The organism is Pseudomonas syringae KCTC 12500 (genome assembly GCF_000507185.2).
Lineage (GTDB): Bacteria > Pseudomonadota > Gammaproteobacteria > Pseudomonadales > Pseudomonadaceae > Aquipseudomonas > Aquipseudomonas syringae.
This window is the reverse complement of sequence record NZ_AYTM02000002.1, coordinates 1240456-1255731: the sequence shown is the minus strand read 5'-3', so window position 1 is coordinate 1255731 and position 15276 is coordinate 1240456. Positions and strand designations below refer to the sequence as shown.

Here is a 15276-nt window from a genome sequence, read left to right as displayed (position 1 = left end):
GCGGGTTGCCATGTCCTTCGCGGTGATTCAAATGGTCAGCCAAAGCGATGTCCTGGCCAATCTGGCCAGCGCCCGACGTCTGCTGGAACAGGCAGCCGAAGGTGGCGCGCGGCTGGCGGTACTGCCCGAAAACTTCGTCGCAATGGGGCGCCGCGACGTCGCCGATATCGGGCGTGCCGAGGCTCAGGGGCACGGACCGATCCTGCCATGGTTGAAACTGGCCGCTCGCGACCTCAAGTTATGGATTGTTGCCGGAACCTTGCCACTGCCGCCGGATGAGCGGCCGGATGGCAAGGTGACGGCGTGTTCGCTGTTGATCGATGAGCACGGTGAGCAGGTGGCCCGTTACGACAAACTGCATCTGTTCGATGTGGATGTCGCTGACAATCGTGGCCGCTATCGTGAATCGGATGACTACGCTCATGGGAGCAGGGTGGTGGTAGCCGATACGCCTGTGGGGCGTCTGGGGCTGACCGTCTGTTATGACCTGCGCTTTCCCGAGCTGTACACCGCGCTGCGTGAAGCCGGTGCTGAGCTTATTACCGCGCCGTCAGCGTTCACTGCGGTAACGGGGGCTGCGCACTGGGACATTCTGATCCGCGCGCGTGCCATCGAAACCCAGTGTTACGTGCTGGCGGCGGCACAGGGCGGGGTCCATCCGGGGCCTCGCGAGACTTACGGACACGCGGCCATCGTTGATCCATGGGGCCGCGTACTGGCCGAGCAGGCGCAGGGTGAAGCGGTGCTGCTGGCCACACGCGACAGTGAAGAACAGGCGTCCATACGGGCGCGGATGCCGGTGTCCAGTCACCGGCGCTTTTTTTCGCAGGGCGCCATGCGGCCTGCTTCGGAGTGAATATGAGTGATCTGTCCTCAGTCAGCGAACACCTTCTGGCACCCGGTGGCCTGAGCCTCGACAGCCTGCAGTCCGTGCTGGGCGATCTGGCCGGGCCAGGAATCGACGCGGCTGATCTGTATTTTCAGGGCATGATCTCCGAGTCCTGGTCGCTCGAAGACGGGATCGTCAAGGAAGGCAGTTTCAATCTTGATCAAGGCGTGGGCGTGCGTGCCCAGTCGGGTGAGAAAACCGGCTTTGCGTACAGCAACGCGATCACCCCCGAGGCCCTGCGCACCGCTGCACAGGCCGCGCGCTCCATTTCTCGCGCTGGCCAGAATGGTCGCGTGCAGGCTTTCACCTCGCAGGACGTGGCGCAGTTGTATGCCCCGGATAACCCGCTGGAAGTGCTGAGCCGCGCCGAGAAGGTCGAGTTGCTCAAGCGCATCGACGTTGCGACGCGTGCGCTGGACTCGCGTATCCAGCAGGTTTCGGTGAGCATGGCCGGTGTCTGGGAGCGCATCCTGGTGGCCGCCGCGGATGGCAGCCTGGCCGCCGATGTGCGCCCGCTGGTGCGTTTCAACGTCAGTGTTATCGTCGAGCAGAATGGCCGTCGCGAGCGGGGCGGGCATGGTGGCGGTGGGCGTACCGACTACCGTTATTTCCTGACCGACGATCGCGCCATGGGCTATGCCCGTGAGGCCCTGCGTCAGGCGCTGGTCAACCTGGAAGCGATTCCTGCACCGGCAGGCACCTTGCCGGTGGTGCTCGGCTCAGGCTGGTCCGGTGTGCTGCTGCACGAAGCGGTGGGGCACGGCCTTGAGGGCGACTTCAACCGCAAGGGCAGTTCGGCCTACAGCGGGCGCATGGGCGAGATGGTTGCGTCGAAACTCTGCACCATCGTCGACGACGGCACCCTGGCGGGGCGTCGTGGCTCGCTGAGTGTCGATGACGAAGGCACACCGACCGAATGCACGACGCTGATCGAGAACGGCGTGCTCAAGGGCTACATGCAGGACAAGCTCAATGCACGCCTGATGGGCGTGGCCCGCACCGGCAACGGCCGTCGCGAGTCCTATGCCCACCTGCCGATGCCGCGCATGACCAACACCTACATGCTGGGCGGGCAGAGCGATCCGCAGGAAATCATCGCCTCAGTGAAGCGCGGCATCTACTGCGCCAACCTGGGCGGCGGTCAGGTGGATATCACCAGCGGCAAGTTCGTGTTTTCGACCAGTGAGGCCTATTTGATCGAAGACGGCAAGATTACTGCGCCGGTCAAAGGGGCTACCTTGATCGGTAACGGGCCGGAAGCCATGAGCAGGGTGTCGATGGTGGGTAACGATCTGTCGCTGGACAGCGGCGTCGGTACGTGCGGGAAAGATGGCCAGTCGCTGCCGGTCGGTGTGGGTCAGCCTACGCTGAAAATCGACGCGATCACTGTGGGTGGCACCGGTAGCTGAATGTGAGTCGGGGCCGGCTGCTTGTTGCTGCCGGCCTCGAGGGCGAAATCAACGCAGACCGCGTTGAAGTTCGTCCAGCTCACGGATGTATTTGAAGATTTTGCGGCTGGTGGCCGGCGGTTTGTTGCGTGCAACTTCGTGTTGCGCCTGACGGATCAGCGAACGCAGCTGCTGACGGTCGGCATCGGGGTATTCGACAACGAATTTCTCGAGGTCGGCGTCATCGCCCGCGATCAGGCGATCACGCCAGCGCTCCAGATTGTGGAAACGTTCATTGTATTGGCGAGTGGAGGCATCGAGTTGGTCCAGCAACACCAGAATGGCTTCCTGGTCCTGATCGCGCATCAGCTTGCCGATGAACAGAATATGCCGCTTTCGCGCGATGTTCGCCGTGTGCTTGGGCGCTTCGGCCAGGGCCTTGCGCAAAGCGTCGGTCAGCGGCAGCTTGGCCAGCACATCGGCTTTGAGTGTTGTCAGTCGCTCGCCGAGGTCGACCAGAGCATGCAGCTCTCGTTTGACCTGGGTTTTGCTTTTCTCCCCGTCGAGGGAGTCGTCGTAAGAATCAACCATGGGGGCAGTCCGCAAAGAAACGCCGCCATGATAACCAGTCGTGGGCCGCTTGTCCGGCCCGGTCGGTATTCGGCCTGTGCTGAAAGAAGAATTTGATGGAGAAAGTCATGAGTGCAACCCAAAGCGTCGGCCCACAAGCCTTGCCCGAGCTGCAGGAACAGGTCGAGCAGATCATCGCCGAAGCCCGGCGTCAGGGCGCCAGCGCCTGCGAAGTCGCCGTGTCGGTGGATCAGGGGCTGTCGACATCGGTCCGTCAGCGTGAAGTCGAAACCGTCGAGTTCAACCGCGATCAGGGCTTTGGTATCACCCTGTATGTCGGGCAGCGCAAGGGCTCGGCCAGCACGTCGGCAACCGGCGCCGACGCGATTCGTGAAACGGTCGCCGCTGCACTGGCGATTGCCGAACACACCTCCGAAGATGAAAGCTCCGGGCTGGCCGACGCTGCGCTGATGGCCAAAGAGGTCATGGATTTTGACCTTTATCACACCTGGGACATCACGCCCGAGCAAGCCATCGAGAAGGCGTTGCTCTGCGAAGCGGCGGCCTTCGATGCCGACAGCCGCATCAAGAACGCCGATGGCACCACGCTCAATACCCATCAGGGCTGCCGTGTATACGGCAACAGCAATGGCTTCATCGGTGGCTATGCGTCAACGCGGCACAGCCTCAGCTGTGTGATGATCGCCGAGGGCGAAGGCCAGATGCAGCGCGATTACTGGTATGACGTCAACCGCCAGGGCGAGCTGCTGGCCGATGCGCAGAGCATTGGTCGCAAGGCTGCGTTGCGTGCAGCGAGCCGTCTGGGTGCGCGCCCTGTGCCGACCTGTGAAGTGCCGGTGCTGTTTGCTGCGGAGTTGGCAGGCGGCCTGTTCGGCAGCTTTCTCGGTGCGATTTCCGGCGGCACCCTGTACCGCAAATCGTCGTTCCTCGAAGGCGCGCTGGGTCAGCGCCTGTTCCCCGAGTGGATGACCATCGATGAGCGCCCGCACTTGAAGCATGCGATGGGCAGTTCGGCGTTCGACAGTGATGGTCTGGCGACCTTCGCCAAACCATTCGTGGAAGGTGGGGATCTGGTTTCCTACGTGCTGAGCACGTATTCCGGCCGCAAGCTGGGCATGCCGAGCACCGCCAACGCGGGCGGTGTGCATAATCTGTTCGTCACCCACGGTTCGGACGACCAGGCTGCGCTGATCCGGCGCATGGGACGCGGCTTGCTGGTGACCGAACTGATGGGCAGTGGCCTGAACATGGTCACCGGCGACTATTCGCGCGGCGCGGCAGGCTTCTGGGTCGAGAATGGCGAGATTCAGTTCCCGGTTCAGGAAGTGACCATTGCCGGCAACATGCGCGACATGTTCAAGCAGATCGTCGCCGTCGGCAGCGATCTTGAGCTGCGCAGCAACATCCGCACCGGCTCGGTACTCATCGAGCGAATGACCGTGGCGGGGAGCTGATCAGCCTGCCTCGTCAGCCCCGCACCTGACTGAACGCGTGCCAATGCCGCATTGGCTTTGGCGCGCAGTTCTCGGCATTCCGTGTCACACATCCCGACTGCGCTTCGCCCCATGATCAAGAGCGATCGACAGCGTTTGCGGCCTTGCATCATCCCCTCCTCAAGAATCAATCTCATCAACTCGCTTGTGTTGAGTCAAAATCTCATTTAATAATGAATATCATTTGAAGGTGTGCTGTGGCCGTCAGGATCAGTTGATCCGGCCAGCCTGCGCCTCTGGAGGTATGTCATGCAGCATTGGAAACGCACCATTGAACAGGCCAATCGCTGTTTCAGTCTCGGTGAGTGGGTCGAAGCCCGTGAGCTGTACCTTCAGGCGCTGGCCTTGGCGCAGGTGCTGTTCGAGCGGTGGCCGGACGTGGACGAAGCCGTCGCGGCGTGTGTGATCTCCCATCACAACCTGGCGGACCTGCACCTCAGCCTGGGGCAGCCGGAGGAAAGCGCCGAATACCTATGCGCCATCCATCAACACCTGTTGCAGACCATGCAGAGCCAACGCCTGCCTCCCGCCCTGCGTGAAGCGGCCTTGCGCCATAGCAGCAAAACCTACGCCGAGCTATTGAGTTTCATCAGCGAGCATGGCGAGTACCCGCGCACCCATCGTTTGCTGAACAGCAACGGCGAGCACACGCGTTCATCGCTGCAGCGCACTTCAGCCACTCAATCCGGACTTTTCTACGGAGCACATTGAATGTCTCATACATTGCCAGCACTGCCTTACGCCTACGATGCGCTCGAGCCGCACATCGATGCGCAAACCATGGAAATCCACTACACCAAGCATCACCAGACGTACATCAACAACCTCAATGCCGCGGTCGAAGGCACCCAGTTCGCGGACTGGTCTGTGGAGAAGCTGGTCGCCAGCGTCCAGCAGTTGCCTGAAAACCTGCGCCCCGCGGTGATCAATCAGGGTGGCGGCCATGCCAATCACTCGTTGTTCTGGGAGGTCATGGTGCCAGGCGGGGGAGGCTTGCCCACAGGCGCTGTCGCGTCGGCCATCGATGAGCAACTGGGCGGCTACGAAAGCTTCAAGGAGGCATTCACCAAGGCCGCGTTGACCCGTTTTGGCAGTGGCTGGGCATGGCTGAGCGTCACCCCTGACAAGAAGCTGGTGGTGGAAAGCAGCGGTAATCAGGACAGCCCGCTGATGAATGGCAACACGCCGATTCTGGGGCTGGACGTGTGGGAGCACGCTTACTACCTGCGCTATCAGAACCGTCGTCCCGAATACATCAATGCGTTTTACAACGTGATCAATTGGGATGAAGTTTCCCGACGTTACCAAGCTGCTCTGGCCTGACTTCTGTAACCTGACCCAAGGCAGTTTATGCGCTCAGGAATATTCGCCATCGGCCGAGTGCGGTTGTTGCGTCAGGCAGTCGGCACTGTGCTGCTGATGGCGGGTATGGCGTTACTGGTCGCTCATGGGGTGAGCTGGCTGCGAATGCACTGGTGACGGGTGGGCTTACTCGCCCTCATCAAACTTGTTATCAATCAGCTCAACCAGTCCGTCGAGTGCTTCCTGTTCGAATTCACCTTCGGTGTGCAGGTGGATCTCGGTGCCCTTGCCGGCAGCCAGCATCATCACGGCCATGATGCTTTTGCCGTCGACCATGCTCTCCGGAGTGCGGCCGACCCTGATCTTGCAGGGGAACTTGCCTGCGACGCCGACGAATTTGGCGGCGGCGCGGGCGTGCAGGCCCAGTTTGTTGATGATGGTGATTTGACGAACGGGCATCGCAGTGTAAATCCTTTCAGCTAAGGTCGCGGTGGCGGACCTGAACGTTCTTGAGTGATTGTTGCAAGACCTGGCCAAGCCGTTCGGTCAGGTAGACGGAGCGGTGATGCCCGCCGGTGCAACCGATGGCAATGGTAACGTAAGAGCGGTTGCTGGCTGCGAAGCGCGGTAGCCATTTATTGAGGTAGGAGAAGATATCCTGGAACATCTCTTCTACATCGGCCTGCGCGGACAGGTAGTCGATAACCGGTTGTTCCAGGCCCGAATGGTCGCGCAGCTCAGGCTTCCAATAAGGGTTGGGCAGGCAGCGCACATCGAATACCAGGTCTGCATCGACAGGCATGCCACGCTTGAAGCCAAACGACTCGATCAGGAACGCCGTACCCGGCTCGGGCTTGTTCAGCAGGCGCAGTTTCAGTGCGTCACGCAGCTGGTACAGGTTCAGGTGAGTGGTGTTGATCTTCAGATCGGCCAGGTCGATGATCGGGCCGAGCAGGGTGGTCTCATCCCGTATCGCCTCAGCCAGCGAGCGGTCCGCTGTGCTCAGCGGGTGGCGACGTCGGGTTTCTGAGAAACGCTTGAGCAGGGTGGCTTCGTCGGCGTCCAGGTAAAGCACGTCGCATTGGATATTGCGTGAACGCACTTCATCCAGCATCTGCGGGAAGCGTGTGAGGTGGCTTGGCAGGTTACGGGCATCTATCGAAACCGCCAGCAAGGGTTCGGCGAGTTCGGTGTTGATCAGCGCGCGTTCGGCCAGTTCCGGCAGCAGGCCGGCTGGCAGGTTGTCGACGCAATAGAAACCGTTGTCTTCCAGCACATCGAGCGCCGTACTCTTGCCTGAGCCGGAGCGGCCGCTGACGATGATCATGCGCATGGTCAGTGGCCGTTCTGCACGTCCAGCACCACTTGATAAAGCGCTTCACCGCTTTTGGCACTGCGTAGGCGTTCACGCACATCGGCGCGGTCAAGCATGCTTGCGATCTGGCGCAGCAGCTCCAGGTGTGCATCGGTGGCGGCTTGCGGGACCAGCAACACGAAAAGCAGGTCCACTGGTGCGCCATCGATAGCATCGAAGTTGATAGGGTTGGTGAGGTGAATGACCGCACTTACGGGCTCGTCACAGCCGGGGAGGCGGCAATGAGGGATGGCAATACCGTTGCCAAAACCGGTCGAGCCCAGCTTTTCGCGGGCAACGAGGCTTCCAAGCACCGTGTCGACATCCATGCCCGGTACTTCACGAGCGATCAGATTGGCGATGTCTTCGAGTACACGCTTTTTGCTGTCACCCGGCACGTTCACGAGCGAACGGCCGGGGGTCAGGATATTTTCGATTCGGATCATTAAATGGGCGTTAGCGAGCGGCCGCACCTTTGAGGATGCTTTGCTGCTTTTCCTTATGCTTGAGCAATTGTCGATCTAGCTTGTCAGTGAGCAGGTCGATGGCAGCGTACATGTCATCATGTTCAGCATTGGCAACAACCTCTCCACCATGGATGTGCAACGTGGCTTCGATCTTCTGCTTGAGCTTTTCGACCGTCATCGTGACCTGCACGTTGGTAATCTTGTCAAAATGCCCCTCGAGCTTCTTGAGCTTGAGCTCAACGTATTCACGAAGGGGTTTGGTCACTTCCAGTTGGTGTCCACTGATGTTGACTTGCATACAGCTTTCTCCTTTGCCAGTGCATAAAGAGGCAGGCATGACGCCTGCCACTGGGACGCTGTGGCTCGGCCTGTATCACATCAGTCGCTTACGCTCACTGGAAGGGGCGATCCCGAGAGACTCACGGTACTTGGCGACTGTGCGACGGGCTACTTGAATGCCTTGTGCCTCCAGTAAACCAGCGATCTTGCTATCACTCAACGGCTTTTTCTGATTTTCCGCCGCAACCAGTTTTTTGATGATTGCGCGAATTGCCGTGGACGAGCATTCGCCGCCCTCGGAGGTGCTCACATGGCTTGAGAAGAAGTATTTCAGCTCGTAAATGCCACGTGGGGTGTGCATGAATTTCTGCGTGGTCACCCGCGAGATGGTCGACTCGTGCATGCCCACTGCCTCGGCAATGTCATGGAGGACGAGCGGCTTCATGGCCTCGTCGCCGTACTCGAGAAAACCGCGCTGATGTTCGACGATCTGCGTGGCGACCTTCATCAGTGTTTCGTTGCGGCTTTGCAGGCTCTTGATGAACCAGCGTGCTTCCTGCAACTGATTGCGCATGAAGGTGTTGTCTGCGCTAGTGTCGGCGCGTCGCACGAAGCCTGCGTATTGCGGATTGACGCGCAGGCGTGGCACCGACTCCTGATTGAGTTCGACCAGCCAGCGTTCGTTGTCCTTGCGCACGATGACGTCCGGAATGACGTATTCGGCTTCGGTGGATTCGATCTGCGAGCCTGGACGCGGGTTGAGGCTCTGCACCAGCTCGATGACCTGGCGCAGCTCGTCTTCCTTGAGCTTCATGCGCCGCATCAGCTGGCCGTAATCGCGGCTTCCGAGCAGGTCGATGTAGTCGCTGACCAGGCGTTGTGCTTCTGTCAGCCAAGGTGTTTTCGCCGGCAGTTGGCGCAGTTGCAGCAGCAAGCATTCGCTCAGGTTGCGTGCGCCGATGCCGGCAGGTTCAAACTGCTGGATGCGGTGCAGTACCGCTTCGATTTCGTCGAGCTCTATGTCCAGTTCGGGGTCGAACGACTCGAGAATCTCATCGAGCGTCTCGTCGAGGTAGCCCTGGTTGTTGATGCAGTCGATCAGCGTGACCGCCACCAGGCGATCCTTATCGGACATCGGCGCAACATTCAGTTGCCACAGCAGGTGGCTTTGCAGGCTTTCGCCCACAGAGGTGCGTGTGGTGAAGTCCCACTCGTCATCATCATTGCTTGGCAGGCTGCTGGCGCTGGTCTGGTAGATGTCTTCCCATGCAGTATCGACGGGCAACTCATTGGGAATGCGTTCGTTCCATTCGCCTTCTTCAAGGTTATCCACGGTAGGCGCGGATTCCTGATAAGTCGGTTCCTGAACGTCGGGGTTGGGCTTTTGTTCGATGTTGTCGGCAAGCGGATCGGAGTGGTCGAAGTCGTCGCCTTCTTCCTGCCGCTCCAGCATAGGGTTTGACTCCAGCGCCTCCTGGATCTCCTGCTGGAGATCCAGAGTGGAAAGCTGAAGTAAGCGGATTGCCTGTTGCAGCTGCGGTGTCATCGTCAGCTGCTGGCCCATTCTCAAGACTAGCGATGGTTTCATGGCAGGGGCTAAACACCTTATTCGCCGGCGCGCATGCGCCATCTACTACAGGCGCCGTGGCGCCAACTTAAGCAAATTATATGCCTGAAACCTGTGCGTTTGCCTAGAGTGGTATGACAAATAAAATGTTGTCAATACACTGCGTAGGCATCAATCGGCTGCGAAGCGCAACGGGGCAGTCGATTAAAGGCGGAACTCGTGGCCGAGGTAGACCTCTTTCACCAGCTGATTCGCCAGAATGGTCTCGGAGTCGCCTTCCGCAATCAGCTGTCCATCGTTGACGATGTAGGCCATTTCGCAGATATCCAGCGTTTCCCGGACGTTGTGGTCAGTGATCAGTACACCGATACCCTTGGCCTTGAGATGGTGAATGATCTGCTTGATGTCGCCTACCGAAATAGGGTCGACACCTGCGAACGGTTCATCCAGCAGGATGAATTTCGGCGCGGTGGCCAAGGCTCGAGCGATTTCCACGCGGCGACGTTCACCGCCGGACAGGCTCATGCCCAGGTTGTCGCGGATATGGGTGATGTGGAACTCCTGCAGGAGGCTTTCCAGTTCCTTGCGGCGCGCACCGGCATCGAGCTCCTTGCGGGTCTCGAGAATCGCCATGATGTTGTCGGACACCGACAGCTTGCGGAAAATCGAGGCTTCCTGAGGCAAATAACCGATGCCCGCGCGGGCGCGACCGTGCATGGGTTGATGGCTGACATCCAGATCGTCAATCAGCACACGACCCTGATCAGCCTGGACCAGACCCACTATCATGTAGAAACAGGTGGTCTTGCCGGCGCCGTTCGGGCCCAGCAGGCCGACGATCTGGCCGCTGTCGATGGAAATGCTCACATCGCGCACGACCTGCCGGCTTTTGTAGCTTTTAGCCAGATGCTGGGCTTTGAGCGTCGCCATTTACTGGGCCTTCTGAGGTTGATCGGTTTTCTTTTTCGGCTGGATGACCATGTCGATACGCGGACGTGGTGTAGTCACCTTGGCGCCGCCATTGGCCCGACCAGCGGTGACGACCTGTCTAACCGTGTCGTAGACGATTTTCTCGCCTTCCGAGGTGTTGCCATCATTGATGACCTTGGCCTTGTCGATCAGGACGATACGGTCCTGGCCAGCGTAATACTGGATGGTGACGGCATAGGCCTGCACGATCGGTTTGTCTACGGCAGGCTTCTGCTCGTAGTAAGCCAGGTTGCCGACGGAGGTGAAGACGTCGACTTCGCCCTGGGCATTACGCGTGATTGTCACGGTGTTGCCCGTGATTTTCATCGAGCCCTGAGTGATGATGACATTGCCCTTGTAAGTCGCCACGCCTTTCTTGTCATCGAGCTGAGCATCGTCAGACTGGATGTGGATAGGCTGATCTCGGTCGGTTGGCAGGGACCAGGCGCTCGCGCTTCCCAGTGCTGCGCCCAGGCCGAGCAATAAAGGAAGAGTTTTAACGAGCCTCATACTGTCCTCTTACGTTGGACAGCAGGTCCATCCTGCTGTCTTTCAAATACGCTTTCATTCCCTTGGTCGTAGTGACACCGCCCGCGCCGTCGATTCTAACGTCTTGGTCGGTCTGCGCATATTCCTTCTGAGGAAATACGGTCATGCGGCTGCTGGTAATAATGGTCGTGCGCTGTTTTTCATCGGTGCGTTCAACACGAACGGAATCCATCAGCTCGACCTGATCGCCGTCGGACGAAACTTCACCTCGTTTGCTTTGCACGTGCCACGGAAATGCTCCGCCGCGGTACATGTTCAGATTGGGTGTCGTCAGCAGGCTCACATCTGTGGCCTTCACATGCTCGACCTTGTCGGAGGTCATGTCGTACTGAAGTGTGCCGTCTGGCAGGTACTGCACGCTGCGAGTATTGATCGCATAGTAGTCGATCGCCGTGTCGTCAAGCGACGCATCAGGCTGGTCCATGAAGCTTTCCGGGCTGATGTTCCAGTAACCGACCGCTGCCAGCAGCAGCGCCAGTACCCCGAGAAGCAGGAACTTGCGAATTTTTTTAGTGAACATAATGGCTTCTATAAATAGGCGGAGTGAGCCGCTTCAAGGTTGCCTTGCGCACTCAGAATCAGTTCGCAGAATTCGCGCGCTGCACCTTCGCCGCCTCGCGCCCTGGTTATCCCGTGTGCGTGCTCGCGTACAAAGCCGGCAGCATTGGCCACTGCCATGCCCAGACCGACGCGTCTGATGACGGGCAAGTCTGGCAGATCATCACCCAGATAGGCGACCTGTTCGTAACTCAGGTTGAGTTCTGCCAGCAACTTGTCCAGTACCACCAGTTTGTCTTCACGTCCCTGAAACAGGTGTTCAATGCCCAGGCTCTTTGCCCGGCGCTCGACTATCGCGGTCTTGCGGCCACTGATGATCGCGGTGGTGACCCCCGAGGCTATCAGCATTTTAATGCCTTGGCCGTCGAGAGTATTGAATGTCTTGATCTCGCTGCCATCTTCCATGAAGTAAAGGCGGCCATCGGTCAGTACGCCATCGACGTCGAAGACTGCCAGCTTGATGGCCTTGCCGCGTTGCATGAGATCCTGGGTCATTATTTCGGTTTCCATTACATGACGCCTGCGCGCAGGAGATCCTGCAGGTTGAATGCGCCAACCGGACGGTCGTTCTGGTCTACGACAACAAGCGCACTGATTTTGTTGTCCTCCATGATCTTCAGCGCCTCGGCAGCGAGCATCTCGGCATGGGCGGTCTTGCCATGAAGCGTCATGACCTCATCGATGATGGTCTGGCGGATATCGACAGGCCGGTCCAGTGTCCGGCGCAAGTCTCCGTCAGTGAAGATGCCGGCCAGTGTGCCGTCGGCTTCGACGATAGCCGTCATGCCCAGACCTTTACGAGTCATTTCAAGCAGCGCATCGCGCAGCAGAGTGCCGCGTTGCACGCTGGGCAGTGATTCGCCGGAGTGCATCACATTCTCGACCTTGAGCAGCAGGCGGCGACCCAATGCGCCGCCCGGATGGGAGAATGCGAAATCTTCGGCGGTAAAACCACGTGCATCGAGCAGCGCCACGGCGAGAGCGTCGCCCATGACCAGTGCGGCGGTCGTCGAGGACGTCGGTGCCAGGTTGAGCGGGCAGGCCTCATGCACGACATGCGCGTTGAGGTTGATGTCGGCAGCCTTGGCCAGAATGGACTCGGAGTCGCCGGTCAGGCTGATCATCTTTATGCCCAGGCGCTTGATCAGTGGCAGCAGGGTGACGATTTCGTTGGTGCTGCCGGAGTTCGACAGGGCCAGGATGATGTCATCGCGGGTGATCATGCCCATGTCGCCGTGGCTGGCTTCGGCCGGATGCACGAAAAACGAGGTGGTGCCGGTACTCGCCAGCGTGGCAGCGATCTTGTTGCCGATGTGTCCGGACTTGCCCATCCCGACCACGACCACACGCCCTTTGCTGGCGAGGATCATTTCGCACGCGCGCACGAAGTCGCCGTCAAGACGTTCAAGCAGGCCTTGTATGGCTTCTATCTCAAGGCGAATGGTGCGTTGCGCCGATTGGATCAGGTCACTGGATTGGTTCATGTCTGGAGAGGATCAGCCTGCTGAAAGGCGGCGATTATAGCGGTAATGAACGATTCCCTCACGTCTGATCGTCGTTGTGTTGTTTTTAAACGAATTTCCTACGCACCTGCGTGTCTGTATTCAAGCCTGTGGCCATAACATTGTGGTACAGAATAATTCAGCGAATACCTGAACCGCTCGGTTCTCTTCTTGGGGGCGGGTGGCTGCGGTGATATAGTTCGCGGCCTGTTCGGCACGCTTGGGCAGCCTCTCGGTGTTCAAAAACCGGCGGCTCGGGGTGGAAGCTGTATCGCAAGGAGTTTAGATGAGTCCTGATGACGCCTATGCGGTCGAGTTGAAAGGTGTGTCTTTCAAACGCGGTGCGCGCAGCATTTTCAATAACGTTGATATTCGTATTCCGCGCGGCAAGGTCACCGGGATCATGGGGCCGTCAGGCTGCGGCAAGACGACCCTGCTGCGCCTGATGGGTGCCCAGTTGCGCCCGAGCGAAGGGCAGGTGTGGGTCAACGGCCAGAATCTGCCGGAGCTGTCGCGCAGTGATCTGTTCGATGCTCGCAAGCAGATGGGCGTTTTGTTTCAGAGCGGTGCGCTGTTTACCGATCTGGATGTTTTCGAAAACGTCGCCTTTCCCCTGCGCGTGCACACCGAGCTGCCGGAAGAAATGATCCGCGACATCGTTCTGCTCAAGCTTCAGGCCGTAGGCCTGCGCGGCGCGGTGGAGCTGATGCCGGACGAATTGTCGGGCGGCATGAAGCGTCGTGTCGCGCTGGCGCGCGCAATCGCTCTTGATCCGCAGATTCTCATGTATGACGAGCCCTTCGTCGGGCAGGACCCGATTGCGATGGGGGTGCTGGTGCGTCTGATCCGCCTGCTCAACGACGCGCTGGGTATTACCAGCATCGTGGTGTCGCATGACCTCAGCGAGACTGCGAGCATTGCCGACTACCTATATGTTGTCGGCGACGGGCAGGTGCTGGGGCAGGGTACGCCTCAGGAACTGATGTCCTCGGACAATCCACGTATTCGTCAATTCATGACCGGCGAGCCTGACGGTCCTGTACCGTTCCACTATCCGGCGCCGGATTTTCGCGAAGATCTATTGGGGAAGCGCTGATGCGCAATAAGTCACTGATGGACCGGGTTCGCCTGCTGGGGCGGTCGGCCATTGATATTGTTACTGTTCTGGGGCGCTCCGGTCTGTTTCTGGTGCATGCCTTGCTCGGTCGCGGCGGTGCGGGCAGCAGTTTTCAATTGCTGGTCAGGCAGCTGTATTCGGTAGGTGTCATGTCGCTGGTCATCATTGTGGTGTCCGGCATGTTTATCGGCATGGTACTGGCGCTGCAGGGGTTCAGCATCCTGACCAAATACGGTTCGGAGCAGGCGGTCGGCCAGATGGTTGCCCTGACCCTGCTGCGTGAGCTTGGTCCTGTGGTGACGGCCTTGCTGTTCGCCGGTCGTGCAGGGTCGGCATTGACCGCCGAGATTGGCAACATGAAATCCACCGAGCAGCTGTCGAGCCTTGAAATGATCGGTGTCGACCCGCTCAAGTACATCGTTGCCCCGCGTCTGTGGGCCGGGTTCATCTCGCTGCCGATTCTGGCGATGATTTTCAGCGTGGTCGGTATCTGGGGAGCTTCCTGGGTGGCGATCGATTGGCTGGGAGTCTATGACGGTTCTTTCTGGTCGAACATGCAGAACAGCGTTTCTTTCACGAACGATGTGCTCAATGGGGTGATCAAAAGCGTCGTATTTGCCTTCGTGGTGACATGGATTGCCGTTTTCCAGGGTTACGATTGCGAGCCTACTTCCGAGGGGATCAGTCGAGCGACGACCAGAACCGTCGTTTACGCCTCGTTGGCCGTGCTGGGACTGGACTTTATTTTGACCGCTTTGATGTTTGGAGATTTCTGATGCAAAACCGTGCCATCGAAACCGGAGTCGGTCTGTTCCTGCTGGCGGGGATACTGGCTCTGCTCCTGCTGGCCCTGCGAGTCAGTGGTCTGAGCACGAGCGCAAGCACCGACACCTATAAACTTTATGCCTACTTCGACAATATTGCCGGTTTGACTGTCAGAGCCAAGGTAAGCATGGCTGGCGTCACGATCGGCAAGGTGACGGCGATCGATCTGGATCGCGATACCTTTACCGGTCGCGTCACACTGGAAATTCAGAAGAAGGTCGATAACCTGCCTTCGGACTCGACTGCGTCGATTCTGACGGCCGGTTTGCTGGGTGAAAAATACATTGGTCTCAGCGTCGGTGGCGATGACAAGCTGCTCAAGGATGGCGGGACTATCCATGACACGCAGTCGTCGCTGGTGCTGGAAGACCTGATCGGAAAATTCCTGCTCAATACTGTTAGTAAAGACGCCAAGTGAGGAGCTTC

General features: G+C 58.9%; 20 protein-coding genes. 9 read left to right on the top strand and 11 right to left on the bottom strand.

The features are described from left to right. Positions 1 to 10: 10 nt before the first annotated feature. Both V476_RS06010 and tldD read left to right on the top strand, forming a co-directional pair. Positions 11 to 856, top strand: a complete 846-nt coding sequence (locus V476_RS06010; protein WP_024648082.1) for a carbon-nitrogen hydrolase family protein — start codon at positions 11 to 13, stop codon at positions 854 to 856. Positions 857 to 858: 2 nt separating this feature from the next. After that, entirely contained in the window at positions 859 to 2298 is a 1440-nt protein-coding gene (gene tldD / locus V476_RS06005) for a metalloprotease TldD (RefSeq protein WP_003413412.1), read from the top strand. Between the two features lie 48 nt (positions 2299 to 2346). Here tldD and yjgA read toward each other — a convergent pair whose 3' ends face one another. Continuing rightward, on the bottom strand, positions 2347 to 2868 hold the full coding sequence (yjgA, locus tag V476_RS06000) for a ribosome biogenesis factor YjgA (protein ID WP_003364101.1): 522 nt from the start codon (positions 2866 to 2868) through the stop codon (positions 2347 to 2349). A gap of 107 nt (positions 2869 to 2975) precedes the next feature. On the opposite strand from yjgA, the gene pmbA reads away from it, so the two are divergent. The 4 genes from pmbA (at position 2976) to V476_RS29060 (ending at position 5840) form a co-directional block, all read left to right on the top strand. After that, positions 2976 to 4322 carry a metalloprotease PmbA gene (gene pmbA, locus V476_RS05995; RefSeq protein WP_003313601.1) on the top strand — a complete coding sequence of 449 codons (1347 nt, stop codon included), beginning with the start codon at positions 2976 to 2978 and terminating at the stop codon, positions 4320 to 4322. Positions 4323 to 4610: 288 nt separating this feature from the next. Further along, entirely contained in the window at positions 4611 to 5072 is a 462-nt protein-coding gene (locus V476_RS05990) for a tetratricopeptide repeat protein (protein WP_024959674.1), read from the top strand. Beyond that, a complete protein-coding gene (locus V476_RS05985) occupies positions 5073 to 5684 on the top strand; it encodes a superoxide dismutase (protein WP_024959675.1) in 612 nt (203 codons plus the stop codon). Between the two features lie 27 nt (positions 5685 to 5711). Further along, on the top strand, positions 5712 to 5840 hold the full coding sequence (locus tag V476_RS29060) for a hypothetical protein (RefSeq protein WP_080278461.1): 129 nt from the start codon (positions 5712 to 5714) through the stop codon (positions 5838 to 5840). 9 nt (positions 5841 to 5849) lie between these two features. Here the strand turns inward: V476_RS29060 and V476_RS05980 are convergent, their stop codons facing one another. From V476_RS05980 to V476_RS05935, 10 genes are all read right to left on the bottom strand, one after another. Then, positions 5850 to 6122 carry an HPr family phosphocarrier protein gene (locus tag V476_RS05980; RefSeq protein ID WP_003395235.1) on the bottom strand — a complete coding sequence of 91 codons (273 nt, stop codon included), beginning with the start codon at positions 6120 to 6122 and terminating at the stop codon, positions 5850 to 5852. A 16-nt stretch (positions 6123 to 6138) separates the two neighbouring features. After that, on the bottom strand, positions 6139 to 6996 hold the full coding sequence (gene rapZ, locus V476_RS05975; RefSeq protein ID WP_003377550.1) for an RNase adapter RapZ: 858 nt from the start codon (positions 6994 to 6996) through the stop codon (positions 6139 to 6141). A gap of 2 nt (positions 6997 to 6998) precedes the next feature. After that, on the bottom strand, positions 6999 to 7463 hold the full coding sequence (gene ptsN, locus V476_RS05970; protein ID WP_024959676.1) for a PTS IIA-like nitrogen regulatory protein PtsN: 465 nt from the start codon (positions 7461 to 7463) through the stop codon (positions 6999 to 7001). A gap of 10 nt (positions 7464 to 7473) precedes the next feature. After that, positions 7474 to 7782 carry a ribosome hibernation-promoting factor, HPF/YfiA family gene (gene hpf, locus V476_RS05965; protein WP_002555091.1) on the bottom strand — a complete coding sequence of 103 codons (309 nt, stop codon included), beginning with the start codon at positions 7780 to 7782 and terminating at the stop codon, positions 7474 to 7476. 75 nt (positions 7783 to 7857) lie between these two features. After that, positions 7858 to 9351 carry an RNA polymerase factor sigma-54 gene (locus tag V476_RS05960; protein WP_003340639.1) on the bottom strand — a complete coding sequence of 498 codons (1494 nt, stop codon included), beginning with the start codon at positions 9349 to 9351 and terminating at the stop codon, positions 7858 to 7860. A 183-nt stretch (positions 9352 to 9534) separates the two neighbouring features. After that, entirely contained in the window at positions 9535 to 10260 is a 726-nt protein-coding gene (gene lptB / locus V476_RS05955; RefSeq protein ID WP_003313594.1) for an LPS export ABC transporter ATP-binding protein, read from the bottom strand. After that, positions 10261 to 10809: a lipopolysaccharide transport periplasmic protein LptA gene (gene lptA / locus V476_RS05950; protein ID WP_003424523.1), complete on the bottom strand. Its 549-nt coding sequence runs from the start codon at positions 10807 to 10809 to the stop codon at positions 10261 to 10263. Further along, positions 10796 to 11368: an LPS export ABC transporter periplasmic protein LptC gene (gene lptC, locus V476_RS05945; RefSeq protein WP_024959677.1), complete on the bottom strand. Its 573-nt coding sequence runs from the start codon at positions 11366 to 11368 to the stop codon at positions 10796 to 10798. The genes lptA and lptC overlap by 14 nt, the downstream gene beginning before the upstream one ends. 8 nt (positions 11369 to 11376) lie before the next feature. Then, a complete protein-coding gene (locus V476_RS05940; RefSeq protein ID WP_003413390.1) occupies positions 11377 to 11916 on the bottom strand; it encodes a KdsC family phosphatase in 540 nt (179 codons plus the stop codon). Continuing rightward, positions 11916 to 12890: a KpsF/GutQ family sugar-phosphate isomerase gene (locus tag V476_RS05935; RefSeq protein WP_003313590.1), complete on the bottom strand. Its 975-nt coding sequence runs from the start codon at positions 12888 to 12890 to the stop codon at positions 11916 to 11918. The genes V476_RS05940 and V476_RS05935 overlap by 1 nt, the downstream gene beginning before the upstream one ends. 304 nt (positions 12891 to 13194) lie before the next feature. On the opposite strand from V476_RS05935, the gene V476_RS05930 reads away from it, so the two are divergent. From V476_RS05930 to mlaD, 3 genes are read left to right on the top strand one after another with little or no spacing between them, the layout of a single operon-like run. Continuing rightward, positions 13195 to 14004, top strand: a complete 810-nt coding sequence (locus V476_RS05930; protein ID WP_003313589.1) for an ATP-binding cassette domain-containing protein — start codon at positions 13195 to 13197, stop codon at positions 14002 to 14004. Beyond that, positions 14004 to 14801, top strand: a complete 798-nt coding sequence (gene mlaE / locus V476_RS05925; protein WP_003313588.1) for a lipid asymmetry maintenance ABC transporter permease subunit MlaE — start codon at positions 14004 to 14006, stop codon at positions 14799 to 14801. The genes V476_RS05930 and mlaE overlap by 1 nt, the downstream gene beginning before the upstream one ends. Next, a complete protein-coding gene (gene mlaD / locus V476_RS05920; RefSeq protein WP_003313587.1) occupies positions 14801 to 15268 on the top strand; it encodes an outer membrane lipid asymmetry maintenance protein MlaD in 468 nt (155 codons plus the stop codon). Before mlaE ends, mlaD begins: the two co-directional genes overlap by 1 nt. The last annotated feature ends 8 nt before the right edge of the window (positions 15269 to 15276 follow it).

Coding starts and splice junctions, on each gene's coding strand:
- V476_RS06010 (WP_024648082.1), top strand. CDS start 11: ATGTCCTTCGCGGTGATTCAAATGGTCAGCCAAAGCGATGTCCTGGCC.
- tldD (WP_003413412.1), top strand. CDS start 859: ATGAGTGATCTGTCCTCAGTCAGCGAACACCTTCTGGCACCCGGTGGC.
- yjgA (WP_003364101.1), bottom strand. CDS start 2,868: ATGGTTGATTCTTACGACGACTCCCTCGACGGGGAGAAAAGCAAAACC.
- pmbA (WP_003313601.1), top strand. CDS start 2,976: ATGAGTGCAACCCAAAGCGTCGGCCCACAAGCCTTGCCCGAGCTGCAG.
- V476_RS05990 (WP_024959674.1), top strand. CDS start 4,611: ATGCAGCATTGGAAACGCACCATTGAACAGGCCAATCGCTGTTTCAGT.
- V476_RS05985 (WP_024959675.1), top strand. CDS start 5,073: ATGTCTCATACATTGCCAGCACTGCCTTACGCCTACGATGCGCTCGAG.
- V476_RS29060 (WP_080278461.1), top strand. CDS start 5,712: ATGCGCTCAGGAATATTCGCCATCGGCCGAGTGCGGTTGTTGCGTCAG.
- V476_RS05980 (WP_003395235.1), bottom strand. CDS start 6,122: ATGCCCGTTCGTCAAATCACCATCATCAACAAACTGGGCCTGCACGCC.
- rapZ (WP_003377550.1), bottom strand. CDS start 6,996: ATGCGCATGATCATCGTCAGCGGCCGCTCCGGCTCAGGCAAGAGTACG.
- ptsN (WP_024959676.1), bottom strand. CDS start 7,463: ATGATCCGAATCGAAAATATCCTGACCCCCGGCCGTTCGCTCGTGAAC.
- hpf (WP_002555091.1), bottom strand. CDS start 7,782: ATGCAAGTCAACATCAGTGGACACCAACTGGAAGTGACCAAACCCCTT.
- V476_RS05960 (WP_003340639.1), bottom strand. CDS start 9,351: ATGAAACCATCGCTAGTCTTGAGAATGGGCCAGCAGCTGACGATGACA.
- lptB (WP_003313594.1), bottom strand. CDS start 10,260: ATGGCGACGCTCAAAGCCCAGCATCTGGCTAAAAGCTACAAAAGCCGG.
- lptA (WP_003424523.1), bottom strand. CDS start 10,809: ATGAGGCTCGTTAAAACTCTTCCTTTATTGCTCGGCCTGGGCGCAGCA.
- lptC (WP_024959677.1), bottom strand. CDS start 11,368: ATGTTCACTAAAAAAATTCGCAAGTTCCTGCTTCTCGGGGTACTGGCG.
- V476_RS05940 (WP_003413390.1), bottom strand. CDS start 11,916: ATGGAAACCGAAATAATGACCCAGGATCTCATGCAACGCGGCAAGGCC.
- V476_RS05935 (WP_003313590.1), bottom strand. CDS start 12,890: ATGAACCAATCCAGTGACCTGATCCAATCGGCGCAACGCACCATTCGC.
- V476_RS05930 (WP_003313589.1), top strand. CDS start 13,195: ATGAGTCCTGATGACGCCTATGCGGTCGAGTTGAAAGGTGTGTCTTTC.
- mlaE (WP_003313588.1), top strand. CDS start 14,004: ATGCGCAATAAGTCACTGATGGACCGGGTTCGCCTGCTGGGGCGGTCG.
- mlaD (WP_003313587.1), top strand. CDS start 14,801: ATGCAAAACCGTGCCATCGAAACCGGAGTCGGTCTGTTCCTGCTGGCG.